Annotated in this window: 20 protein-coding genes; 2 read left to right on the top strand and 18 right to left on the bottom strand. The window is 33.6% G+C overall.

The features are described from left to right. Positions 1–85: 85 nt before the first annotated feature. The 8 genes from F5ESL0228_RS03840 to uvrC all read right to left on the bottom strand — a co-directional run bounded on the left by F5ESL0228_RS03840 (position 86) and on the right by uvrC (position 9,100). Positions 86–1,633 (bottom strand): bifunctional UDP-sugar hydrolase/5'-nucleotidase, encoded by a 1,548-nt coding sequence (locus tag F5ESL0228_RS03840; RefSeq protein WP_122022911.1) that lies wholly within the window; start codon positions 1,631–1,633, stop codon positions 86–88. Positions 1,634–1,693: 60 nt separating this feature from the next. Then, entirely contained in the window at positions 1,694–1,885 is a 192-nt protein-coding gene (gene rpmF, locus F5ESL0228_RS03835) for a 50S ribosomal protein L32 (RefSeq protein ID WP_122022910.1), read from the bottom strand. 110 nt (positions 1,886–1,995) lie between these two features. Beyond that, entirely contained in the window at positions 1,996–2,217 is a 222-nt protein-coding gene (locus F5ESL0228_RS03830; RefSeq protein WP_122022909.1) for a lipopolysaccharide assembly protein LapA domain-containing protein, read from the bottom strand. Between the two features lie 9 nt (positions 2,218–2,226). Then, complete coding sequence (locus tag F5ESL0228_RS03825; RefSeq protein WP_122022908.1) at positions 2,227–3,021, bottom strand: SDR family oxidoreductase; 795 nt, start codon at positions 3,019–3,021, stop codon at positions 2,227–2,229. Further along, positions 3,014–3,955: a ribonuclease Z gene (gene rnz / locus F5ESL0228_RS03820; RefSeq protein WP_122018135.1), complete on the bottom strand. Its 942-nt coding sequence runs from the start codon at positions 3,953–3,955 to the stop codon at positions 3,014–3,016. The genes F5ESL0228_RS03825 and rnz overlap by 8 nt, the downstream gene beginning before the upstream one ends. A 12-nt stretch (positions 3,956–3,967) precedes the next feature. Further along, positions 3,968–5,887 carry an acyltransferase family protein gene (locus F5ESL0228_RS03815; protein WP_122018134.1) on the bottom strand — a complete coding sequence of 640 codons (1,920 nt, stop codon included), beginning with the start codon at positions 5,885–5,887 and terminating at the stop codon, positions 3,968–3,970. Positions 5,888–5,911: 24 nt separating this feature from the next. Continuing rightward, entirely contained in the window at positions 5,912–7,219 is a 1,308-nt protein-coding gene (gene obgE / locus F5ESL0228_RS03810; protein ID WP_122022907.1) for a GTPase ObgE, read from the bottom strand. Between the two features lie 78 nt (positions 7,220–7,297). Beyond that, a complete protein-coding gene (gene uvrC, locus F5ESL0228_RS03805; protein WP_122022906.1) occupies positions 7,298–9,100 on the bottom strand; it encodes an excinuclease ABC subunit UvrC in 1,803 nt (600 codons plus the stop codon). A gap of 175 nt (positions 9,101–9,275) precedes the next feature. Between uvrC and F5ESL0228_RS08535 the strand changes: the two genes are divergently transcribed. Beyond that, the gene (locus tag F5ESL0228_RS08535) at positions 9,276–9,395 is read left to right on the top strand and encodes an SPJ_0845 family protein (RefSeq protein ID WP_369916844.1); all 120 of its coding nucleotides are present in this window, start codon (positions 9,276–9,278) and stop codon (positions 9,393–9,395) included. 95 nt (positions 9,396–9,490) lie between these two features. On the opposite strand, the gene yihA is transcribed toward F5ESL0228_RS08535, so the two are convergent. From yihA to rpsO, 7 genes are all read right to left on the bottom strand, one after another. Then, entirely contained in the window at positions 9,491–10,075 is a 585-nt protein-coding gene (gene yihA, locus F5ESL0228_RS03800) for a ribosome biogenesis GTP-binding protein YihA/YsxC (RefSeq protein WP_122022905.1), read from the bottom strand. Further along, positions 10,065–11,345, bottom strand: a complete 1,281-nt coding sequence (gene clpX / locus F5ESL0228_RS03795; protein ID WP_122018130.1) for an ATP-dependent Clp protease ATP-binding subunit ClpX — start codon at positions 11,343–11,345, stop codon at positions 10,065–10,067. Before clpX ends, yihA begins: the two co-directional genes overlap by 11 nt. Positions 11,346–11,470: 125 nt before the next feature. Continuing rightward, positions 11,471–12,790, bottom strand: a complete 1,320-nt coding sequence (gene tig / locus F5ESL0228_RS03790) for a trigger factor (RefSeq protein WP_122022904.1) — start codon at positions 12,788–12,790, stop codon at positions 11,471–11,473. A 145-nt stretch (positions 12,791–12,935) separates the two neighbouring features. Continuing rightward, the gene (tuf, locus tag F5ESL0228_RS03785) at positions 12,936–14,126 is read right to left on the bottom strand and encodes an elongation factor Tu (RefSeq protein WP_122018128.1); all 1,191 of its coding nucleotides are present in this window, start codon (positions 14,124–14,126) and stop codon (positions 12,936–12,938) included. A 183-nt stretch (positions 14,127–14,309) separates the two neighbouring features. Then, a complete protein-coding gene (locus F5ESL0228_RS03780; RefSeq protein ID WP_122022903.1) occupies positions 14,310–15,143 on the bottom strand; it encodes a tetratricopeptide repeat protein in 834 nt (277 codons plus the stop codon). 2 nt (positions 15,144–15,145) lie between these two features. Then, positions 15,146–16,927 carry a ribonuclease J gene (locus F5ESL0228_RS03775; RefSeq protein WP_122022902.1) on the bottom strand — a complete coding sequence of 594 codons (1,782 nt, stop codon included), beginning with the start codon at positions 16,925–16,927 and terminating at the stop codon, positions 15,146–15,148. Positions 16,928–17,096: 169 nt separating this feature from the next. After that, entirely contained in the window at positions 17,097–17,366 is a 270-nt protein-coding gene (gene rpsO / locus F5ESL0228_RS03770) for a 30S ribosomal protein S15 (protein WP_122018125.1), read from the bottom strand. A 201-nt stretch (positions 17,367–17,567) separates the two neighbouring features. Here rpsO and rpsT point away from each other — a divergent pair, with 201 nt between their 5' ends. Continuing rightward, positions 17,568–17,819, top strand: coding sequence for a 30S ribosomal protein S20 (gene rpsT / locus F5ESL0228_RS03765; protein ID WP_122018124.1), 252 nt, complete (start codon positions 17,568–17,570; stop codon positions 17,817–17,819). Between the two features lie 51 nt (positions 17,820–17,870). On the opposite strand, the gene holA is transcribed toward rpsT, so the two are convergent. From holA to F5ESL0228_RS03750, 3 genes are all read right to left on the bottom strand, one after another. Continuing rightward, on the bottom strand, positions 17,871–18,857 hold the full coding sequence (gene holA / locus F5ESL0228_RS03760) for a DNA polymerase III subunit delta (RefSeq protein WP_122018123.1): 987 nt from the start codon (positions 18,855–18,857) through the stop codon (positions 17,871–17,873). A gap of 208 nt (positions 18,858–19,065) precedes the next feature. Further along, entirely contained in the window at positions 19,066–21,357 is a 2,292-nt protein-coding gene (locus F5ESL0228_RS03755) for a DNA internalization-related competence protein ComEC/Rec2 (RefSeq protein ID WP_122022901.1), read from the bottom strand. Continuing rightward, on the bottom strand, positions 21,326–22,021 hold the full coding sequence (locus F5ESL0228_RS03750) for a helix-hairpin-helix domain-containing protein (RefSeq protein WP_122022900.1): 696 nt from the start codon (positions 22,019–22,021) through the stop codon (positions 21,326–21,328). The genes F5ESL0228_RS03755 and F5ESL0228_RS03750 overlap by 32 nt, the downstream gene beginning before the upstream one ends. Positions 22,022–22,060: the final 39 nt, after the last annotated feature.

Genomic DNA, 22,060 nt, shown 5'->3' with positions numbered 1-22,060 from the left:
AACTTAAGAAATATTTTATTAATAAAAAAGGTCGACAAACTAATTGTTATCTAAACATTAGTTTGTCGACCTTTTTGTTTGGTTTTTATTTAAATAAATAATTAATAGTATTATCTACTTGTATATCACCTTTAGTTAAAAAAGTTTTAAACATTTGCACATAATCTTGATCAAGAGTTAATTCAATCTCACCCATATGATATGCAGGATAGAAACCACCTCCCATAGCTCGGTAATTGTTTACAGCTAAACGATAAACTTGTTCATCCTCAATCGCTTTTCCATTAAGTTCAAACTTAATTAATCTATTACCTACAGCTCGATCAATTTTTGCTACATATTTAACAGGATAAAAAACATCAAAATTAAATAGCTGATCCTGCCATTTAGGTGCAAAACCAACTTCTCCTTGCTCATCTTTCATTAAGAAAGATAAACTATACTCAACAATCTGGCGTAATTGTTTTCCTGTCAGTCTAACTCGACATAGCTGATTAGCATAGGGATAATTAAGTAAAATGTCTCGCATAGTCACTTCCTGTCCAAAACCTTTAGCTGTTTCACTCATGACAGCTGTCGCCGATATATCTGCACTAGTGAAAAAAAGCTGCATTTGCTGTAATAAATTAATAAATGGTGCACCCTTAAGCCTTGCTTGATTAGAATCACCAATTAGAGCCGGTTGTTTTAAATGTGCTAACGGTTGATCGAGCCACAATTGAGCTTTTTGATTAAGTTCAGACGCTAAGTCATTTATTTTAGTATCAGGTGGAAAGTCTTTAGTATCAATTAATTTTGCAGATAAATCCAGAATTTCTTTAGTGGCATCATCAATTTCTAAAATTACTTCACCAATTGCTTCACCACGATAACCTGGCTGAACAATTGCAGTATTATTCATTACCAAATTAATTTTTCGATGCTGATGTCCCGTTAAAAAGACATCAATTTCAGGAATTTCGTTTAAAATTCGATATCCTTCATTTTCCCCAGTAGCTGGCTCAGTTCTCTTACCAGTCAGAGGATTAGCTTCAAAGCCACCATGATAAATCACTGCCAAGACATCGACTTGCGGACGTAAAATTTGCGCATATCTTTTAACTTGCTCAAAAGCAGAAACAAACTTTAGCCCTGTTACATTCTGTGCTGGTTCCCAAGTTGGGATACGCTGCGTAGTAACACCAATCAGCCCGATTCGAACACCAGCTTTATTTATAATACAGTAATTTTTACCAAAGGCTGGCTGATCATCTTTTATGCTTAAAACATTTGCATTTAAAAATGGAGCATGGTTTGCAGCAATATAATTACTAAGGTAGTTCAAACCGTAATTAAAATCATGGTTACCTAAGCAACGTGCGTCATAGCCAATTTGATTTGTCAGTTCTGTATATGTCTTTAGTGCAGTATATGTTTTATCAAGATGAATATAAGAAGCTAAAGGTGACCCTTGTAAATAGTCACCAGTATCAGTGACCACAACATGATCTTCTCCATACTTCTGTCTTTCATAATTAATAACACTGCTAACTCTGCTCAAACCGAACGGAGCTTCATAGAAAGATTGATTTTGATAATCAGTTGGTAAAATATAGCCATGGATATCACTTGAATTTAAAAATATAATTTTCATTATTTATCTTTCTTCTGGGGAATTTTTTTGAATAAAAAAACACCACAACTGGTGTCTTTTTTATTGGTTGTCACTGCTGCTAGTTTCGTTTGCAACTTGACGCCCCTTATAATAACCTTTGGGTGAAACGCGGTGGCTTAAACGGTATTCACCAGTAGTTGCATCATAATGCATTGCCGGAATAGCTAACTTAATATGACCACGACGTGAACGTTTCTTTTGCTTAGAAGTATGTCTCTTAGGAACTGCCATTTAATTGATCTCCTTTATTGTAGAATTACGTTTTTAAAGTATTATCAAGATACTTAAAACGCCTCACGATTGTTAATGATACTATTGTATCTCAAATAAATCAAGTTATATTAGTTATTCTTATCTTGTTTGTGTCCACTTGAGCCACCAATCCAGCCGATCACAATCCCAATAATAATCATTACAACCAAAATAATGATTAATGGCAGTTTTAATTTGAATAAGCCAAAATTGATAGCCACATTATCAGTATTCATTACAACAAATATAACCGCTAATAAAATGAGAATTAAACTGAGTACTAGTTTGATTTGTTTAGCTTTACTTTTCATTATTCTGTACTACTTTCTTGACGCATACTTAAGAGAAAGCTTATCGCCGATTACTGGAAAAATATTATATAGCTTGGACAAAAAAGCTAAACTAATTGGTAAATTTAATTCACGCTTAGCACTTCCAAAATAGTGAACTACCTGCCACGCAACATCATCTGGATCTAACATGTATTTTTCAACATTTTTTACGTAGTTTCCACTTTCATCAGCAATATTAAAGAAGTTAGTATATACGGGGCCTGGATTAACAGTCATCACTTTGACACCGAATGGTTTTAATTCTAAGCGTAATACATTAGAAAATTGGATAACAGCTGCTTTTGTTGCACTATATGCAGCTGACTTTACCGTCGGAATTTTGCCAGCAATTGAACCAAAGTTAATAATTTGACCAGTTTTTTGATCAATCATGAGTCTACCAATCAAACGCGTAAAGTACATTAACCCTAATACATTAACTTGAAACATTGCAGTCACTTCATGTCGATCCATTTCGACAAAATTGCCAAACTTACCAAATCCTGCACAATTAACTAAGTAATCGACATGCTTTGTTATCTTAATAATTTTTTTGAATGTTGCATCAATTTCTTCGCTCACGCCCATATCGGTTACAAAAGTGTGGGCAATTACTCCTGAAAGTTCATGTGCTTCAGAAGCAAGTTTATCAAGCTTATCCTTACGTCTTGCAATTAAAATAACAGTTGCCCCCCGGCCAGCACTTTCAAGAGCAATTGAATGCCCAATACCGCTTGAAGCTCCTGTTATAACAACAACCTTGTTTCTCAATGAATCACTCATTTTTTTCACCTTTCATTGGAATTGATACCCGATCAAAATCATTTGCTAATTTTGTATTGGGAAAAACTTTTTCTGCTTGCTTCACTAACTTTTTGGCTTTTACGCCTAAATATCTGGCTGAAATGTGATCCAAATATAAGCGCTTAACACCATTAGCGCGAGCAATCTTAGCAGCTTCCACAGCTGTGGAGTGATAATATGAATGAGCCAAATCTGCTTCGTTACCAGCAAAAGTGGACTCATGAACCAGAATATCAGCATTTTGAGCCAACTTAGCAATTACTGGTGTCGCACGTGTATCGTAAATAATGGTAACGATTCTTCCTTCTTTATTTGGTCCCAAAAAGTCTTTACCATTTAAAGTAGTACCATCAGCTAAATCTATTGTCTCTCCATTCTTTAGTTTACCAAGTAATGGACCATTAGGTATATTATATTGCATTAATTTATCCATTAAAAGTTCACCTTGACGTGGATTTTCAACTATTCGATAGCCAAAACTTGGAACACGGTGAACTAATTTTTCAGCATAAACTTTAAATCCCTGACCTTCGTATATTAGTCCACCTTCATCTAATACAACAAACTTAATTGGATATGAAACTTTTGTTCGGGAAACTTTCAAGGCTGTTCGCACAAATTGTTCTAATCCCGCTGGTCCATAAATTGTTATTGGACCAACATCACCTTGAAAAGACCTTGTGGCAAGTAATCCGGGTAATCCAAAAATATGATCACCATGATTATGTGAAATGAAGATTTTGGTCACCTTTCGAAGTCTGATATTTGTCCGTAAAATTTGATGTTGCGTTGCTTCACCAACATCAAATAACCATATTTCATTAATTTCATCTAACATTTTTAAAGCAATACTTGAGACATTGCGCTGTTTAGAAGGTTGCCCAGCTCCTGTACCTAAAAATTGTAATTCCATAATTTTCCTATTCTAGAATTTAGCGTGCCTGACAATTGTTTTAACTATAAAAGCACTGTAATATTTTGAACCAATTGGTGTCGGATGTGTATTATCATCATAAAACCAATTGGGATGATTTTTGGAGTAATTGTACCAATCAATGATAGTAAGATTATGATACCGTTTAGCAGCTTCAATTAACAATTGATTAACCTGATTTTGCCATGGCTTATCTGGAACATGCGTATTTATCCAAAATACATGACGATTCGAACCAACAAGTTTCATCAATTGATCTAAATCAGATATCGGAAATGAACCATTAGTTCCTAAACCAATTAACACGTTATCTTCTAAGGCATTTTGAGCTTTATAATGATTTAACAAATCCAAAGCAACGTTAGCCTGACGAGAAACAGCCGCATCAATCACTGCCTTTGGCATTAACCGCGTTAAATTATTACTTGAACCAGCCATAACAGAATCACCCACTGCCGTCAATTCAATTTTTTGGGCAAGTTGGAGGTCAATTTGTGAAATATAATATTTCATGTAAGATTTGTTAACAACATGCCTGATAGCGTTTTGTTTCGCTTCATCTATTATTTTAGCTTTTTTACGTGTTTTTTTCTTAGCTTTCTTCAATTTCGCAATTAAAACTTGATTATCTTTTTCTTGTTGTTGCCGATTGCTTTTGATTCTTAAAGCAAGTTGTGACTTGGTAAAATCTTCTGCCTTAACAATTGGTGAAATGGTAATCGCAAAGCTCCCTAAAATTAGAATTAGACTTGCAATTATAGCTTGACTTTTAATTAGATAATTGCTTGTTTGCAAATTGAAAACTTGTTGTAAGTAATTTTTAGTCTTTTCCCAATTGATTTTTCCAAATGGTTTTTCAATCAAGCGATAAGCAATTTCACTAAAAAGCAAAATCAAAATAATTTCGATAACATGATATAAAAGGACATGATCAGCCATATCTGAAATTTTATCTTCAAAAAATATCATTACTGGAAATTGGTAAAGATATATTTCGTAACTACGTGATCCTAACCAGTTAAATATTGGATTAGTTAGCAATTGATTCCAATGACTACCAGGATGTGCTATAACGGCTACCATCAGGACAACCAAAATAGTAAAAAACAGCATCCCCCCATAATAAGGAACGGATCTTTGAGGATTCATTAACGGATTAAAAAAAAGAATTACTATTCCAATTAATGCTATTAAACCTACGCTATCTAACAAATAAATATCACTTGGTCTAATTATTTCTTTTAACTTGTCAATTGGCCATACTACTGCTAAGGAAGCACCTAAACCTAATGCAAAAAAACGCGTATCTGTTCCATAATAAATTCGATTAATATCTATCCCAAGATAGTACATTATGGCCATTTCTATAGCCGAAGCCAACGAAAATGTAAACAAAAGCCAAAACATCTTTTTTCTTTTTTTGCCATATTTTACTAATAAGAAAATTACTAATGGCCACAACAAATAAAATTGACCGTTAATTGACATTGTCCATAAATGAACAAACGGAGATTCATTAGCCGCAAATCTTTCAAAATAACTTTGACCATTTAAGATTTGCCAAAAATTATAAACATTTAATAAATTAGTAAATACTATTTCACTCAGTTTAGCAAGTAAATTTCGTTGAAACAGAAGAATATATGTTGCCGAAAGCCATAGAACAGTAATCAATGGCGGATACAATTTTTTTAGTCGGCTTAAATAAAAGCCCTGATTATCAAAAGTTCCGTTTTCATCATATGCTTTGAGCATTTGACAAGTTACAAGATACCCAGATAACACAAAAAAAATCGGTACCCCAAGATAACCACCAACAAAAGTATCAGGTGCGAGATGATATAAAATCACTCCAACAACTGCTAATGCTCTAAGTCCAGAATATCCTGTAATAAACCGATTTTTTGTCATATTTTCAAACTTTTCTATTTATTTTTATTGAACAAACTCAAAATTAAATGTTCCAATGACTACATCATCACCATCAACAGCTCCTTTTGCACGAAGAGCATCATCGATTCCCATATTTTTTAACTGACGAGCTAGACGAACTACACCATCATGATAATCTAAATTAGTTCGCTTAACTAGACGTTCTAACCGCTCACCTTTAATCTCAAAGACATGATCTTCAAGTTTAATAATTGTAAATTTTTCATTAACAGAATCCTCTTGATACTTATACTCTTTAATTCTGGATTTGTCTTCAAGTTTAAGTAACGCCTGTTCCTTTTCAGTTTGTTCCACTAAAGAAGCAGTATCTTGCATTAACTGCTCTACTCCTTGGTGCGTAACACTTGAAATTGCATAGATCATAGAATTAATTCCCATTGTTTTTAACTCTTGCTTAAATTCAGTTAATTTTTCTTCGGCTCCTGGAATATCAAGTTGAGTTGCAACAATTATTTCATGGCGCTTTTCTAAATCTTTATCATAAAGTAATAATTCTTTACGAATTTTTTGATAATCTTCAATTGCCCGGCGACCGTTAGCAGGATCCATTGATACTAAATGTAAAATTACTTTTGTTCTTTCAATATGACGTAAAAACTGGATCCCTAGACCTACACCTTGACTTGCACCTTCAATTAAACCCGGTAAATCAGCCATTGAAAAATCACGTCCATCAGGAAGAATAACCATTCCCAAATTAGGTGTTAACGTAGTAAATGAATAAGCAGCTATCTTAGGTTTGGCTTTAGTTACAACTGATAAAAGCGTTGATTTACCTACCGAAGGAAACCCAACCAAACCAACATCAGCTAATACTTTAAGCTCCAATCGCAATACTCGATCTTCACCAGGCTCCCCATTTTCAGCAATTTCGGGGGCGGTATTGATGCTGTTAGCAAAATGAATATTACCACGACCCCCACGACCGCCATGAGCGACAACTAACTCTTGCTTATTTTGGGTTAAATCACCCATCTCTTCATTGGTTTCAAAATCATATACAGTTGTTCCCACAGGTACTCGTAAATAGAGGTTTTTAGCACCACGACCGTATTGGGATTTAATTCTGCCATTTTCGCCACTCTCGGCCTTAAATTTACGACGATAGCGAAAGTCCATCAGAGTTCTCAAACCGCTATCGGCTACAAAAACAATACTACCTCCACGACCGCCATCTCCACCAGCTGGTCCACCGTTAGGAACATATTTTTCATGGCGGAAAGCAACGATGCCATCTCCACCCTTACCGGCTTGAACTTCAATCTTAGTTTGATCGACAAATGTAGGCATTTATATTCTCCTTCCGTCTGCTTTAACCTTAAATACTATACCACAAAAATCCAACCCGAACGTGATAAAATTTTCTGGCTATAACATTAACTTAATTGTTTGTGCTTGAGGCAAAGTCAGTCCTACAGCACGTAAATCATTAATTGATGCCTCTTTTATTTTTTTTAATGAACCAAACTGACGTAATAGTTTATTTCTACTTTTAGGTCCTATCCCTTTAATGGAATCAAGTTTACTTGACAGTGCATTTTTAGCATGGGTTTTTCGATGAAATGTAATGGCAAAGCGATGAACTTCATCTTGAATTCTTGTCATTAAATAAAAGCCCTGTGATTTTGGATCAAGTGGTATTAATTTCATCGCTACCCCATTTATGGGATCTCCATAAAGCAAGTGATTTGTTCGGTGTTTATTATCTTTAACCATACCTGCTACTGGAATAGATAAATTTAACTCATTGCGCAAAATATCTTCACAAGCATCTATTTGAATTTGTCCCCCATCCATTAAAATTAAATCAGGCATGGGTTTATGTTCCCGCAACAAACGACTATATCGTCTGCGGACAACTTCTCGAGTATTACGCACCTCATCGCCACCATTTTGGTGTTCAACCTCTCCTTTTAACTTATATTTACGGTAAGCATTTTTATCTGGTTTGCCATCTTTGAAAACAACAAGTGCGGAAACAGGATCTGTTCCTTGAATATGAGAATGATCAAAACTTTCAATAATATGGCCATATGGTAATCCTAATGAAGCAAAAATTTCAGCCTGCGCTCCCTTAGTTTTTCGATTATCTAGTTCAAGCAAGCGAAATTTATCATCTAATTTCAATTGGGCATTTTCTTTAGCCATTTTTAACAGCGATAATTTTTGGCCTCTTTTAGGTGTTCTTACCGAAACACTGAGCACCTCACTCAAAGCTTCATTATCAATACCATTAGGAACCAAAACTTCTTTTGGCAAAACACGATTTTTCTGACCATAAAATTGTACTATAAATGAGGTAAATGTATCTTCTGGATCATCTGTATCTGTTAATGGATACATTCTAGTCTCTCGCCGAAGCAACTTTGCCTGTCGAAAAAAGAAAATTTGAACAGAAATCCAAGATTTATCGACATAAAAATTAAAAATATCACGTTGTGTACTATCGTTTGAAATTATTTTCTGCTTTTCAACTGTTTCTTGAATATACTGTAATTGATCTCGAATTTCTGCCGCTCTTTCAAATTCCAAATTTTCTGATGCTTTAATCATCTTGTTAGTTAAATCTTGCTTAACAGCTGTGATATCACCATTTAAAAAACTTTTGATTTTTTTAATTTGAAATTTATACTGCTCTTCAGGAACTTTTTTAAAACATGCACCTAAACATTGACCCATGTGATAGTATAGACACGGCCGTCCTTGTTTACCATTACAACGCCGTAAAGGAAATACTTTTTGAATAAAACGAAGAGTAGCTTGCGCAGCATATACATTTGGATAGGGACCAAAATAATACCCACTATCCTTACGAACAATACTCGTTAATTTGGTTTGCGGATCACGCTCATTTGTAATTTCAATATAAGGGTAGCCAGTTCCTTGTTTAAGTTGAACATTATAATATGGTTGGTATTTTTTAATCAAAGTAACTTCAAGTAAAAAAGCTTCCTTATCTGTGGAAACCGTAATGATATCATAATCTACAATTTCTTGAACTAATTCTGCACGCCGCCCAATCTGCTTACTTTTAAAATATGAACGTACACGATTTTTAAGATTCTTTGATTTGCCAACGTAGATTACTTTTCCATTAATATCTTTCATTAAGTAACAACCTGGTTTATCAGGCAACAATTTCAACTTATTTTCAATCAATCTAGTTGCCAAAAAATCACTCCCTCTTAAAATTTGCTTTATCAATTTTAACATATGCTACATCTATTTATTTAATTGGCGCTTATTTATATTGAAACAGCTTTTACTTACTTTACATAATTTTTATTATTTCTGCTAGCCTCTTGCTATTTTTTTGATTATAATATTTAAAACGAAAGGAAGATGAATGATGGGTTTAACTTTTAAAAAACAAGATGACTTAGAAAAATTATTTGATAAATTTGCTACTGTTCCTGAAAAAAGAAAAAAGCACCTAGAAAAAGAAAAGGATAAAAAGACCAAATAAAATAACATATCTTTTAAAGATATACCATCTAAAATATTATTTAGAAATAAAAACCTGAAACTTCATATTTCAGGTTTTTATTTACATGTTTTATTTTATAAATTTTGTTCAATCCAAGACCAAACTTCATTAACATTCCGTTTTTGAATTGCACTATAGGTGAGAACACTAACTTTATCGTAAGATAAGTCTAACTTCTTTTTTAAATTAACTAAAACTTTATTCTCTTGGCTCTTTTTAACCTTATCTATTTTAGTACATACAATTAAAATTGGTAAGTCAAGAGTTAGTGCATATTCATACATTAACACATCATTTTGAGTTGGATCATGTCGGGAATCAATCAAAATGATTAAGCCTTTTAAATTTTCACGAGTTTCAAGGTATTCTTGAATCATCTCACCAAACTTTTGGCGTTGTGTTTGAGATACTTTCGCATAACCATAACCGGGAACATCAACCAGATAGAAATTTTGATTAATAATATAGAAATTTAATGTTTGTGTTTTCCCAGGTCGTGATGAAGTGCGAGCTAAATTTTTACGACTAAGTAATGAATTAATTAAACTAGATTTTCCCACATTAGACCGTCCAGCTAAAGCAATTTCTGGTAAGTGATCCTGAGGATATTGTTTTTCATTAACTGCACTAATTGCATAATCGCTACTTTTAATTATCATTTGCTACCTTTATCTCTTCATTACTTGACTTGTCATCATGAGGATTCTTTCTAGTGACCACCGGTTCCTTTTGCTTGATTATCACATCTTTAGTAACTTTAACTTTTTCAATAGTGGAATCACTAGGTGTTTTATACATGATACTCATCATTGAATTTTCAATAATTGTTCTGAGACCACGAGCACCCATATTACGTTCAATTGCTAAATCTGCAATTGCATCTAAAGCATCCTTAGAAAATTCAAGTTCAACTTGATCAAGTGATAACAACTTTTTATATTGTTTTACCAAAGCATTTTTAGGTTCAGTCAATATTCTAACTAAATCTTCATTTCGCAGTTTATCAAGTGTTGCAACAATTGGAATACGACCAATAAATTCCGGAATCAATCCAAATTTGACTAAATCACCAGTAGTTAAATGTTTCGTCCAAGAATCATCTTGAACCCTACTTAATTCGTTCTCAGCACTAAATCCGATAACTTTTTTGCCCAAACGATTTTTAACAATTTGCTCGATACCATCAAAAGCACCACCAACAATAAATAAAATATTAGTCGTATCAATCTGAATTAATTCTTGTTGTGGATGTTTTCTACCACCCTGTGGCGGAACAGAAGCAATTGTACCTTCTAGGATCTTTAACAGCGACTGCTGTACACCTTCTCCAGATACATCTCGAGTAATTGAAACATTTTCCGACTTTTTAGAAATTTTATCAATCTCATCAATATAAACAATTCCTTTTTCAGCACGCTCTATATCGTAATCAGCATTCTGCAAAAGCTTAAGTAAAATATTTTCAACATCTTCACCAACATATCCAGCCTCTGTTAAAGTGGTGGCATCTGCTATTGCAAATGGAACATTGAGAATTCGAGCTAAAGTTTGAGCCAAATAAGTTTTACCTGATCCCGTAGGCCCAATTAAAGCAATATTTGATTTTTGTAATTCAGTTGAGGAATCAATATCCATTTGACTAATTCGTTTGTAATGGTTATAAACAGCAACCGATAATACTTTTTTTGCGCTATCTTGACCAATTACATATTGATCAAGTTTTTGCTTTATTTCCATTGGCTTAGGCAAGTCTTTGGCTTTTTTTAATGAATCGGATCGCAATTCATCATCAATGATTTTTTTTGATAAGTCAACACATTCATTACAAATATAAACCCCATTACCAGCGATCATTTTTTTGACCTGATCTTGTGTCTTATCACAAAACGAGCATTTAATTTCTTCTTGATTAGTAAACTGTGATGCCATTCTTTTCCTCCTCATATCTACCAGTCTAAGAATATCATAACTTAAGAGTTGTAATTGAATTATTTGCTTAAAAAAAGCAAAAAGGTAGTTATACAACCACCTTTTTACTTTTTTCTAAATCTTATTTATTTAGACTTCTTGTCTTCATCTTTAATTTTTGATTTAGCAACTTGTTTTGCATTATCAGCTACAAGATCAATGGCCTTACGAACATTAATATCATGTGAAATCATTTCATTTGTTAAAGTATTACGAACTGTTTTTTCATCCATGTTATAGTCATTGGCAAGGTTCTTAATTTCTTGGTTTATTTCTTCTTCAGAAGACTTAATACCCTCTTTTTTGACAATTGCTTCAAGAACTAAATTAGTTTTAACTCTTTCAGCAGCATCCTTAGAAAATTGCGCACGCAATTGATCTTCAGTAGTATTTGTTAGCTTGTAATAAACATCTGGACTAATCCCTTGACGCTGCATATTACCAAGATATTGATTCATTTGGGTATTAACATCCTCTTGAATCATTGCATCTGGAATTTCATCAATCTTTGCATTAGCAACAGCACCTTCAATGGCAGCTTGTTCAATAGCAGCTTGGCTTTCTTCTTCTTTTTTAGCTTTCAGATCTTTTTTAATCTTTTCCTTTAAGTCATCCAAAGTTTCAACAGAATCATCAACATCTTTGGCAAATTCATCATCTAATTCAGGTAATTGCTTTGACTTAACTTCATGAAGCTTAGTTGCAAAATGAGCTTCCTTACCAGCTAATTCTTTGGCACCATAATCTTCAGGGAAAGTAACAACAACATCAACGTCATCTCCGGCTTTGTGACCAATTAATTGATCTTCAAAACCAGGAATAAACGTATTTGAACCTAATTCAAGAGCATAATCATCAGCTGTGCCACCCTCAAATGTCTTATCATCAATAGTTCCTTTGTAGTCGATTGTTACTGTATCACCCTTTTCAGCTGTATCTTCCTTAAGAACAAGTTCAGCATTCTTTTGTCGGTCTTTTTCAAGTTCAGCATCAACATCCTTAGCATAAACGCGTGTGTTTTGCTTTGGAACTTCAATTCCTTTGTAGTCTCCTAATTCAACTTCAGGTTGAATACTTACTACGGCCTTCATTGTCCAATCCTTACCCTTATCCATTGATACAGGTACAATTTGAGGTTGACCAACCGCCTTAATATCAGCTTCCTTAACAGCATCAGAATATGCTGCAGGTAGTGCAATGTTTAAAGCATCCTCATATAAAGCTTCTTCACCATAATACTGATCAAAAATAACTCGCGAAACATGTCCCTTTCTAAAACCAGGTACACGCAAATTCTTCTTCACTCTTTTAAAAGCTTGATCTAATCCACGTTTAACCTCTTCTTGGGAAATATCAAAAGTTAATTCACCGGTAGTTTTACCAGTTTTATTCCATGTTACAGACATTAATTAAATACCTCCAATGTCAAGTTTATCTACATCGTTGCATACTAAATTATCTTACATTAAACGCTCGTAAAAAACAAATTTAGGCAAAAAAAGATGTACTTCTATGAAAAAGTACATCTTTTTTAAACTGTCTTTTTACGAACTAGTCAAGAATTTCAGTAACTTGACCAGCACCAACAGTACGACCACCTTCACGGATAGTGAATTTAGTACCCTTTTCAATGGCAGCTGGCTTAATTAAGTTAACAGTAAATTCCGTATTATCGCCAGGCATAACCATTTCGGTACCTTCTGGCAACTCAATTTCGCCAGTGATATCAGTAGTGTGGAAATAGAATTGTGGACGGTAGTCTGAGAAGAATGGAGTATGACGTCCGCCTTCTTCTTTCTTCAAGACATAAACTTGACCCTTGAATTCATTATGAGTTTGAATTGATCCAGGTGCGGCCAAAACTTGTCCACGAACAACTTGATCACGGTCAATACCACGAAGCAATACACCAACGTTATCGCCGGCTTCACCTAGGTCTAAAGTTTTATGGAACATTTCCAAACCAGTAACAACTGACTTGATAACCTTTTCTACTAAACCAACGATCTCAACTTCATCACCAATCTTAACAGTACCACGATCAATACGACCTGAAGCAACAGTACCACGACCAGTAATAGTGAAGACATCTTCAACAGGCATTAAGAATGGTTTATCAGTTTGACGTTCTGGAGTTGGAATATATTCGTCGACAGTGTCCATCAACTTCATGATAACTTCTTCTTGTTCCTTGTCACCTTGTAATGCTTTTAAAGCTGAACCACGGATAACTGGAATATCATCACCTGGGTAATCATACTCAGATAACAAGTCACGAACTTCCATTTCAACTAAGTCAATTAATTCTGGATCGTCAACTAAGTCAGTCTTGTTCAAGAAGACAACAATGTAGTTAACACCAACTTGACGAGCAAGTAAAATGTGTTCACGAGTTTGTGGCATAGGACCATCAGTTGCAGCAACAACTAAGATAGCTCCATCCATTTGAGCAGCACCAGTGATCATGTTTTTGATGTAGTCAGCGTGTCCTGGGGCGTCCATGTGAGCATAGTGACGTTTTTCAGTTTCATACTCTACGTGAGCGGTATTAATAGTAATACCACGTTCTTTTTCTTCTGGAGCAGCATCAATTTCTGAATAATCCTCAGCTTTTGCTAAACCCTTTTCTGATAAAACTTTAGTAATAGCCGCTGTCAAAGTGGTCTTACCATGGTCAACGTGACCGATAGTACCAATGTTTACGTGTGGCTTCGTTCTAACGTAATGTTCTTTTTCTGCCATTAAAATGACCCTCCTGTAAATTTGCAAGAAGTCCGTTGAGTAAGTAACGGATAGTTCTCTGTTGAATATTGTACTACTTTCATTGGCAAATGCCTAGTATTTTAATGCATAGAGCCATGCCTAATGAAAACGTCCTTTGCTATTATACTAAATGCCTAAAAAAAGTAAAGCCTTTTGCTTAAATTATTTTGGCAAATTAAGTTCAATAGCTTCAAACAGCTTTTGACGGCTTCTTCCATCATGATTCTCAATGTATGACACAAGATCACTGGTAAAGCTATCAGGATCGTCTACGTACATATTTATCATAGGGTAAAGATTGCCTAAAATCAAGTTAACTTCGGCTAAAATTGTAGGTAATTGATTGGGACGATGGTAATATCGTGAGCCTATTCCTGATACAACTTCACGATAAATTGGATCCTTTTCTAATAGACTTACACTTCTGGGAACAAATTCTTCGATTTTTCCTAAAACTAATACTCTAAAATGGTCATCAAGTCCTAGACGGATTAAATCTTCACATATAGAAATACGTACTGCAAAATTTAAACTTGGATCAATAAGCAAACTTTGAGAAAACTGTTTAAAATTGTTTAAGTCAAGCTTGAATAACTGTTGATAATCATTCAATGTAGGTTGTCTCTTATCTTTAAAATCAACCATAATCCTTTGTTGTTTGCTTTGTTTGACAGGTTCGACCAATATCTTTATTTCATTTTTACTAAGATTACTAATCTCAAGTGCTTCAATTACATAATGAGTAGTTTGTAAAATTTTACTATATTCTGCAAAGATTTCCTGGTTAGAAAAAAGATCAGATTCTTCTTTAATTAATGAATAAGCAAAATCAGCCTGCCCATTTTTTAGATATAGTTCACAAAGCTGAAGAGTTGCGGCTTTGCTGGAACCAATTCTTAGAGCTTCCTCAACATTTTCAATTGCTTGCGATAAATTTCCCGTTTTCTCATTTTTTCGTGCTAATTCAAGTAAATTTTTTTGGCTTAATGACATCATAATTAATCTTTCTTGACAATTCTTTGCCCCGTCTTTTGGACATCAACTGGTCGATGCGTATTACCATTATCCGTCTCATTTTTGTTGTTGCGTTTTTGCATTGCACGGTGTCGATTTTGGTTAACCTCCATTACCACAGGTAAAACTACTGGTCTTCGATTTGTCTTTTTATACAAAAACTTTTCAAGATCATTTCTAACATCTTGCTTAATTTCAGTCCAATCAAATTTTTTGTGTTCAAAGTTGTTATTAATTGTCTCTTTAATTAGTTCAATACTATCATGCATCAGCTGCCGATTAGCCTTGATATAAACAAATCCACGACTAGTAACTTGAGGTTGCGCAATAATTTTCTTTTTTCTTCGATCAATGGTTACAACAGCAATAAAAATCCCATCATCAGATAGAACTTCGCGATCCCGCAAAACAATATTGCCAACATCACCAATTCCAGACCCATCAATCATTGTATCTTCACCGGGAACCGGATCAGTTAGATAAAAATGATTTTGATTGAAATCATAATTAAAACAATCACCATTTTTAGAAATAAAGATATTTTCTTTCTTCATTCCCACTTGAATTGCTAAATCACGATGAACTTCAAGCAAACGATATTCACCAATTACTGGAAATAAAAACTTAGGCTTTAATATCCCAAGAAGTAGTTGTAAATCCGGACCAGTTGCATGACCGCTTGTATGCTTAGCTCGACCAAGTTCAATAACTGTTCCACCGGCATGATAAACCATATCGCTAGTTTGAGCCAATATCGTCTCAACTGCATGCGATGGTGTAGTAGCAATAAACACAAGATCACCTTCATGAATAGTAATCATACTATGCTTCTTCTTAGCCATCTTTTGCAAAGAATTTAATGGTTCACCCATTTGCCCCGTTTCAAGAATGACAGTTTGCTTATCAGGTGTGCTTTTTAAATCTTTCACACGCATTAATAATCCCTTAGGTACTTTTAAATACCCGAGTCCCATCGCTGTACGAACTATTTTAGCAACATCACGTCCAGTCAATAAAACACGCTTACCAGTTTTATGAGCTGCATTTAAAACTTCTTGAATACGAATTAGATTAGATGCCTTGGCAGCAACAATGACACGTCCTTTGGCATTACGAAAAACATTTGTTACATAGTCACCAATTTCTTGTTCAGAAACATTTGAAAATGATGCTTCAGCATTAGATGAATCACTTAAAAGTGCCAAAATATTTTTTTGGGAAATTTCGGCTAATCTATCTAAATTAGTCCGATATTTAGGCGATGCCGTGGGATCAAATTTGAAATCACCAGTATAAACGATTTCACCTGCTGACGTGTGCACATCAACTCCTAGCGAATCCGGAATTGAATGGGTTGTTTGAAAAAACGAAATATTAGAATTTTTAAACTCAATTTCTGTATCAGCATCAATAACATGAAACAGACTATTCTTAATTCGCTTATTTTCACGCTTGACCTTTATTTTGGCTAGTTCAATTGTTAATTGTGATCCAAAAACAGGGATATCATACTCACGTAAAATATACGGCAGTGCACCAATTGAATCAGCGTGTCCATGTGTTAAAAAGATGCCAACTACTTGGTCGCCATATTGCTCAAAAAAATCAAGATCTGGAATGACCACATCGATTCCAAATAAGGTGCTATCGGGATACTTAAGTCCAGCATCTAAAACATAAATTTCATCATTAACCTGAATGGCGAACATATCCTTGCCTTGCTCACGAACACCACTCAAAATCATTATTTTAATTTGTTCAGTCATCATATTTCCTTTTCTATTACATGTAAAAAGCCATTATTTTTATTCAGTTGTCATTTATGGATCGCTTTGATCACAACGTAAAAGATATCTTTTTTATTTTAGCATAAAAAAGTAGATGACAAAAACAAAAAGCCAGCCCACATGGGACTGACTTTTAAATATTTTGCAACTAGCGACGCAAACCTAATTTCTTAATTAACTCGCGATAACGATTAATGTCGTTTTCTTGCAAGTAACGAAGCAAGTTACGCCGATGACCAATTTTCTTTAACAAACCAACATATGAATGGTGATCGTGTGAATGATTACGCATATGCTCAGTTAAATTGTTAATATCTGTAGTTAATATTGCAACTTGCACTTCTGTTGAACCAGTATCTCCTTCATGAGTTGCAAATTTTTTGATAATTTCATCTTTTTCTGCTTTTGAAATTGCCATAAATATTTTTCACCTTTCACTAAATAATTGCCGTTAACAACGTTAACCGTCAGGTGTGAGCGTGCAAACAGCGTTAACGGTTCACAACAATAGTATAATACAGATTATTTTTTTAAAATGCAAGTATAAATTAGCTTGCATCTAGAATTATTCTTCAGTATAATTTACTAAGTGAATTTACTAGTAATGGAGGTGAATTTTATGCCACAAATCAAATCAGCTATTAAGCGTGTCAAAACACAAGGTGATGCGAGAAAGCGCAACGCCGCTCAAATGAATCAGTTGAGAACTGCTATTAAGAAGTTTAAGACTGCTCAAGCAGCAGATGCCGAAAACGCCTCCGAATTACATATTGCTGCTGCCCGTGCTTTGGACAAAGCTGCGTCAAAGGGTCTTATTCATAAGAACAAGGCTAGTCGTGATAAGAGTCGTTTAGCTAAATTAGCAAAATAAATTTTTATTGACAATAGTAAAAAACAAGAATGAATATTCATTCTTGTTTTTTTATACACTTAAAATAAACAGTTTTAGAAAATCACTTTCTCGATAACGACCGTTTTTATAATTAAAGTCTAATTCAATTGCTCTTTTTAGTAAGATTTCCAATTTAGAAATAGTCAATTGATTCCTCAAGGCTACTTTAACTCTATAAGGGTGAATACCTAATAATTTAGCTATTTCAGATTCACTTCTGCCACGCTTCTTTAAAATTTTAACTACTAAAATTAATTCTAGTTGATTCTCAAAAACCGCAAGCAACTGAATGGGATTGCTTCCCTCACGTAACTGGTTCTCTAATCGCTCAATTGCTTCTCGGTAATCATGATTTAATGCTGTTTCCATAATAGAAAAAACATTTTGTGCTAATGACAAATCAATATTTTTTTCAATTTCTTCTATAGTAATTTTGCCATCATTTGCAAGTGCTTTCAATTTATTAAAATTACTTAAAGTAGTATCTAAAACTTGATCACTTCGCTCTAGCAATAAATGTAACGCTGAGGTGGAAATTTGGTAGCCTTCCGATTTGATCATTGCCTGAATTGTTTTACTAACTTCGTAATTTTTAATTTTGGTATCAACTACGTTAAAATTATTTAAAATGGTTTTCGTTAATTTTTTACGCCGATCAAGCTTGTCATACGAAGCAACTAGTACAACAATATCGTCAAGTTGATCAATATTAGCAAAAATTTGCTGCAACTGTTCTAACTGTCTTTTAAATTTTTGAGGAACTTTTGCCGTTAAAAAGAAAGGATTTTTTACTGTAATTATTTTTTTTTGACTGAACAAGCTTGATTCGGTTAACTCAGCTATAAGTTCATCCAGACTGTCTATTTCACAATCAATCGTTAGCTTATCAAAGCTAGAAAAAATCTCCTCATGCGTAAAAAAGCGCGCTAAATAATCGTTTAAAAAATTATCATCACCTGTAATTAAAGTTTGTTGTTTATTTTTGTTTGAATTTTTAAATATAGAAAGTAAAGACATTAATACTCACCATTAATAAGAACCCTATAATTGTTACAAATCTAGCTAATCGTACCACATTTTACCATCAAAGCCTATGACTATTCCCAGCTGAATATAGCTAAAGATTATTTGCCTTTCTACTATATATTTTATGCAATTGATAGTAGCATTTCATTGTTTTGATAATTCGCGCAGAACCTTAATCAACAACTAGTATAACAAAGTTTTACTTTTCTTTTTCTGCTTTTAAGAAGAAAATAAACCTTGATTTAGTAAATTTTCCATAATTCCACGTAATCATTCCACAATCTTGTGTTGACGCCCATGGAATTCCTTGTCTTTTAAGAGTAGTCAAAGTTTCTGAGTGAGGATGATTAAAGCGGTTATTTCGTCCAGCCGAAATAAAAACAACTTCTGGTGCTAATTTGTGCAAAAATTCAGGGTTAGATGATGTCCTGCTTCCGTGATGTCCTAGTTTAAAATAATTTGCCTGCAAGTTATATTTAGCCATTATTTCTTGTTCGCCTTCTTGACCCAAGTCTCCCGTAAACAACCAGCTCTTATTAGCCAATTTAAAAGTCAATGATAAACAATCTTTATTCTCTCCTATACCTGGTTTAAAAGGATAAACAACATTAAATTTAATTTGTGGTTCATTAATTTGCTGACCTGCCAGCAATTGTACTATTTGTCTCTGCTCTACTCGACCAGCAATTCGTCTGCAAAAGGAAGGATTATTAAGAATTCCTTGTGCTACATATAATTTTTGCACAGGAATTTGACTAAGAAGTGGACCAAGATCACCAACATGATCAGCATCTTGATGTGTAACAAAAATCCCATTAAGATGGGTAATTCCTTGAGCTTTCAATAATGGAATTGTAATCTTGTTAACCTGTGGTATTACTTTTCGACCACTAAAATTTAGTTTACCACCAGTATCAATTAAATAAACACGTCTAGGAAAGGGTGTAGTAATCAAAATACTGTCACCTTGTCCAACATCAATGAATGTCACTTGTCCTGTTAATGGAAAATGAATCAAAATAAACAATGCAAAATAAAGCCATCCAATCGTTTTCAATAATTTTTTTTGATTAATTTTTTTAAGCCACGGTTCATTTAAATCTGCTATTAAAACTGTCGTTAAAATGAGCAAAAGTAAACATTGCCACCAATTAATTTTCCCAAAGGTTAGCAAACCTAATTTCGTAGATGATATGGTACTAATTACTCTTTCCCCTGATTCTAGAATCATTTCCAAAAAACCACTTAAAGCTGGATCAATTTTGTATATAACCAAATTAAAAAATGTCAATGGCATAATAACCAAATTAAAATAAGGTACAATTAAAAGGTTAAAAATAACAGTTAATAAATTAAACTGAAAAAAGAAGCATAGCAAAAGGGGAGCTAACAAAATATTTAACGCTACAGATTGTTTAAAATTAGATAACTTACCAGTAACTACTAATCCCAAACTAAGTACGTAGCTTAGTAAAGCACCTACTTTCATCATTAATCTCGGATCAATTAATAAATGCAATAAACAGGTTAGACCTAATAAGTCAAACTGACTAATTGGTATCCGTTTAAATTTAAAAAGTTTACTTAAAATAAATGTTAAACTAGCACGAACAAACCCAGCTTGACCGTTACTAAGAAAAACTCCAATCGCTAATATTATCAGGCAACACGAGAAAGCTTCGTCTTCTGTTAACTTAAAGATGTAGCAAAGAGTACTAATTATCATCGTATAGATGCCCACATGTAATCCCGATATGCTTAGAATATGAATAACTCCTAAATCACGATAATTATCTAAAATTTCTTGATTATCAGAATTGGGATTTTCTCCCAAAATTAACTCACTACTAAAAAAGTTTAATATTTGGGGCATCTCTTTAAAATAAGACTGTAGTTCAAAGCGAAAATGATGTAAACAATCTTCTAATCCACCCTTTTCTACTACAAAATGGCAGCTCTTTAACTTGACTTGCTGTGTAATATTTTTGCTCAAATAATATTTTTTTAAATCAAATTGTCCATAATTAGTAGCCGATTCAATTGGTTTTACCTCACCATCTAATCTTGATAAAACAACCCGATGTCCCCATTTTAATTGCTTTTTTTCATTATCTGAAATCGTTGCCGTAACAAGAACGTGACCCCCTTTTATTTGGCCAGTTCCAGAGAGCCAATTATCATTGATTTTAATTTGATCGGGATACAGTTTAATTTCTGAATTATCATTAATTGAAAAATTAGTTTGCTTTTTGTTTAATCCTATACATAAAATAGCTAAGGTCAAAAAGATTTCAAGTATTCCAATTAATGTTGGATATTTTTTTAAAAGCAAATAAATTAAGTATAATCCAATTAAGCAACAAACTACCTTTTGCGTTATTTGCGAACATTGATATATTAAAAAACTTAAATCAATAAAAAGTAAGGAAGTAATAAATAGGAACCCAGGAATTAAAATATCAGACTTCCAATTGGTTTTTAAGAGCCGCAAAAGTCTTATCTCCAATTCCTGACACTTTTTTTAAATCCTCAATTCTTTTAAATTGACCGTTTTTTTGGCGATAAGCAATTATTTGAGCTGCTTTTTTTTCGCCAATTCCATTTAATTTTTGTAAGTCCTGAGCGCCTGCAGTATTTATATTCACTTTACTATTTTTTCCACCACTATCAGTATCAACTGATTCTGTAGTTTGTGCACCATCTTGTCCCCCAACAGAAGTAACAATTTCACCCTGCTTAATTTTTTCACCAGTATAAGGAATATGAATTTTATCTTGGTCTTTTAGAATTAAAGCACGATTTACATTATTTAATTGAGCCCGTTTAGTTGTTCCACCTGCTACTTCAATTAAGTCTTCTAATCGTGCTCCTTTTTTTAACGTGTAAACTCCTTGATGCCGAATAGCACCAGAAATATCGCAGGTTACTTCCTGGGATTTTGCTGTTACTTGTGACTCAGTAGAAGGTTTAGTATTTGTCCTTTCTAATTTAGCGTTCTGCTCAGCTTTTTTCGTTTGACCAATTAAATTAGACTGATTATTATTTTGTATACTGGTATCATGCTGATGCCATAAAAAAAATCCAAGCACAATAATACCAACAAATACATACATCTTGTACTCAATTAAAAGGCTTTTTATTTTTTTCCAATCCATTATCCTATCCTCCATAAATTAAGTACGAAAAAAAAGCTC

Origin of the sequence: Lactobacillus sp. ESL0228 (assembly GCF_003692825.1) — a bacterium.
Taxonomy (GTDB): domain Bacteria; phylum Bacillota; class Bacilli; order Lactobacillales; family Lactobacillaceae; genus Lactobacillus.
This window is presented reverse-complemented; position numbering and strand designations above follow the sequence as displayed.

Excerpts from the sequence above, each read along its gene's own strand:
- F5ESL0228_RS08535 (WP_369916844.1), top strand. The coding sequence starts at position 9,276 with ATGATGGGTTTAACTTTTAAAAAACAAGATGACTTAGAAAAATTATTT.
- F5ESL0228_RS03750 (WP_122022900.1), bottom strand. The coding sequence starts at position 22,021 with ATGGATTGGAAAAAAATAAAAAGCCTTTTAATTGAGTACAAGATGTAT.
- yihA (WP_122022905.1), bottom strand. The coding sequence starts at position 10,075 with ATGATAATTAAAAGTAGCGATTATGCAATTAGTGCAGTTAATGAAAAA.
- F5ESL0228_RS03840 (WP_122022911.1), bottom strand. The coding sequence starts at position 1,633 with ATGAAAATTATATTTTTAAATTCAAGTGATATCCATGGCTATATTTTA.
- tig (WP_122022904.1), bottom strand. The coding sequence starts at position 12,790 with ATGTCTGTAACATGGAATAAAACTGGTAAAACTACCGGTGAATTAACT.
- F5ESL0228_RS03780 (WP_122022903.1), bottom strand. The coding sequence starts at position 15,143 with ATGATGTCATTAAGCCAAAAAAATTTACTTGAATTAGCACGAAAAAAT.
- clpX (WP_122018130.1), bottom strand. The coding sequence starts at position 11,345 with ATGGCATCACAGTTTACTAATCAAGAAGAAATTAAATGCTCGTTTTGT.
- rpsT (WP_122018124.1), top strand. The coding sequence starts at position 17,568 with ATGCCACAAATCAAATCAGCTATTAAGCGTGTCAAAACACAAGGTGAT.
- F5ESL0228_RS03775 (WP_122022902.1), bottom strand. The coding sequence starts at position 16,927 with ATGACTGAACAAATTAAAATAATGATTTTGAGTGGTGTTCGTGAGCAA.
- obgE (WP_122022907.1), bottom strand. The coding sequence starts at position 7,219 with ATGCCTACATTTGTCGATCAAACTAAGATTGAAGTTCAAGCCGGTAAG.
- F5ESL0228_RS03825 (WP_122022908.1), bottom strand. The coding sequence starts at position 3,021 with ATGAGTGATTCATTGAGAAACAAGGTTGTTGTTATAACAGGAGCTTCA.
- rpmF (WP_122022910.1), bottom strand. The coding sequence starts at position 1,885 with ATGGCAGTTCCTAAGAGACATACTTCTAAGCAAAAGAAACGTTCACGT.
- F5ESL0228_RS03830 (WP_122022909.1), bottom strand. The coding sequence starts at position 2,217 with ATGAAAAGTAAAGCTAAACAAATCAAACTAGTACTCAGTTTAATTCTC.
- holA (WP_122018123.1), bottom strand. The coding sequence starts at position 18,857 with ATGTCTTTACTTTCTATATTTAAAAATTCAAACAAAAATAAACAACAA.
- rpsO (WP_122018125.1), bottom strand. The coding sequence starts at position 17,366 with ATGGCAATTTCAAAAGCAGAAAAAGATGAAATTATCAAAAAATTTGCA.
- F5ESL0228_RS03815 (WP_122018134.1), bottom strand. The coding sequence starts at position 5,887 with ATGACAAAAAATCGGTTTATTACAGGATATTCTGGACTTAGAGCATTA.
- rnz (WP_122018135.1), bottom strand. The coding sequence starts at position 3,955 with ATGGAATTACAATTTTTAGGTACAGGAGCTGGGCAACCTTCTAAACAG.
- tuf (WP_122018128.1), bottom strand. The coding sequence starts at position 14,126 with ATGGCAGAAAAAGAACATTACGTTAGAACGAAGCCACACGTAAACATT.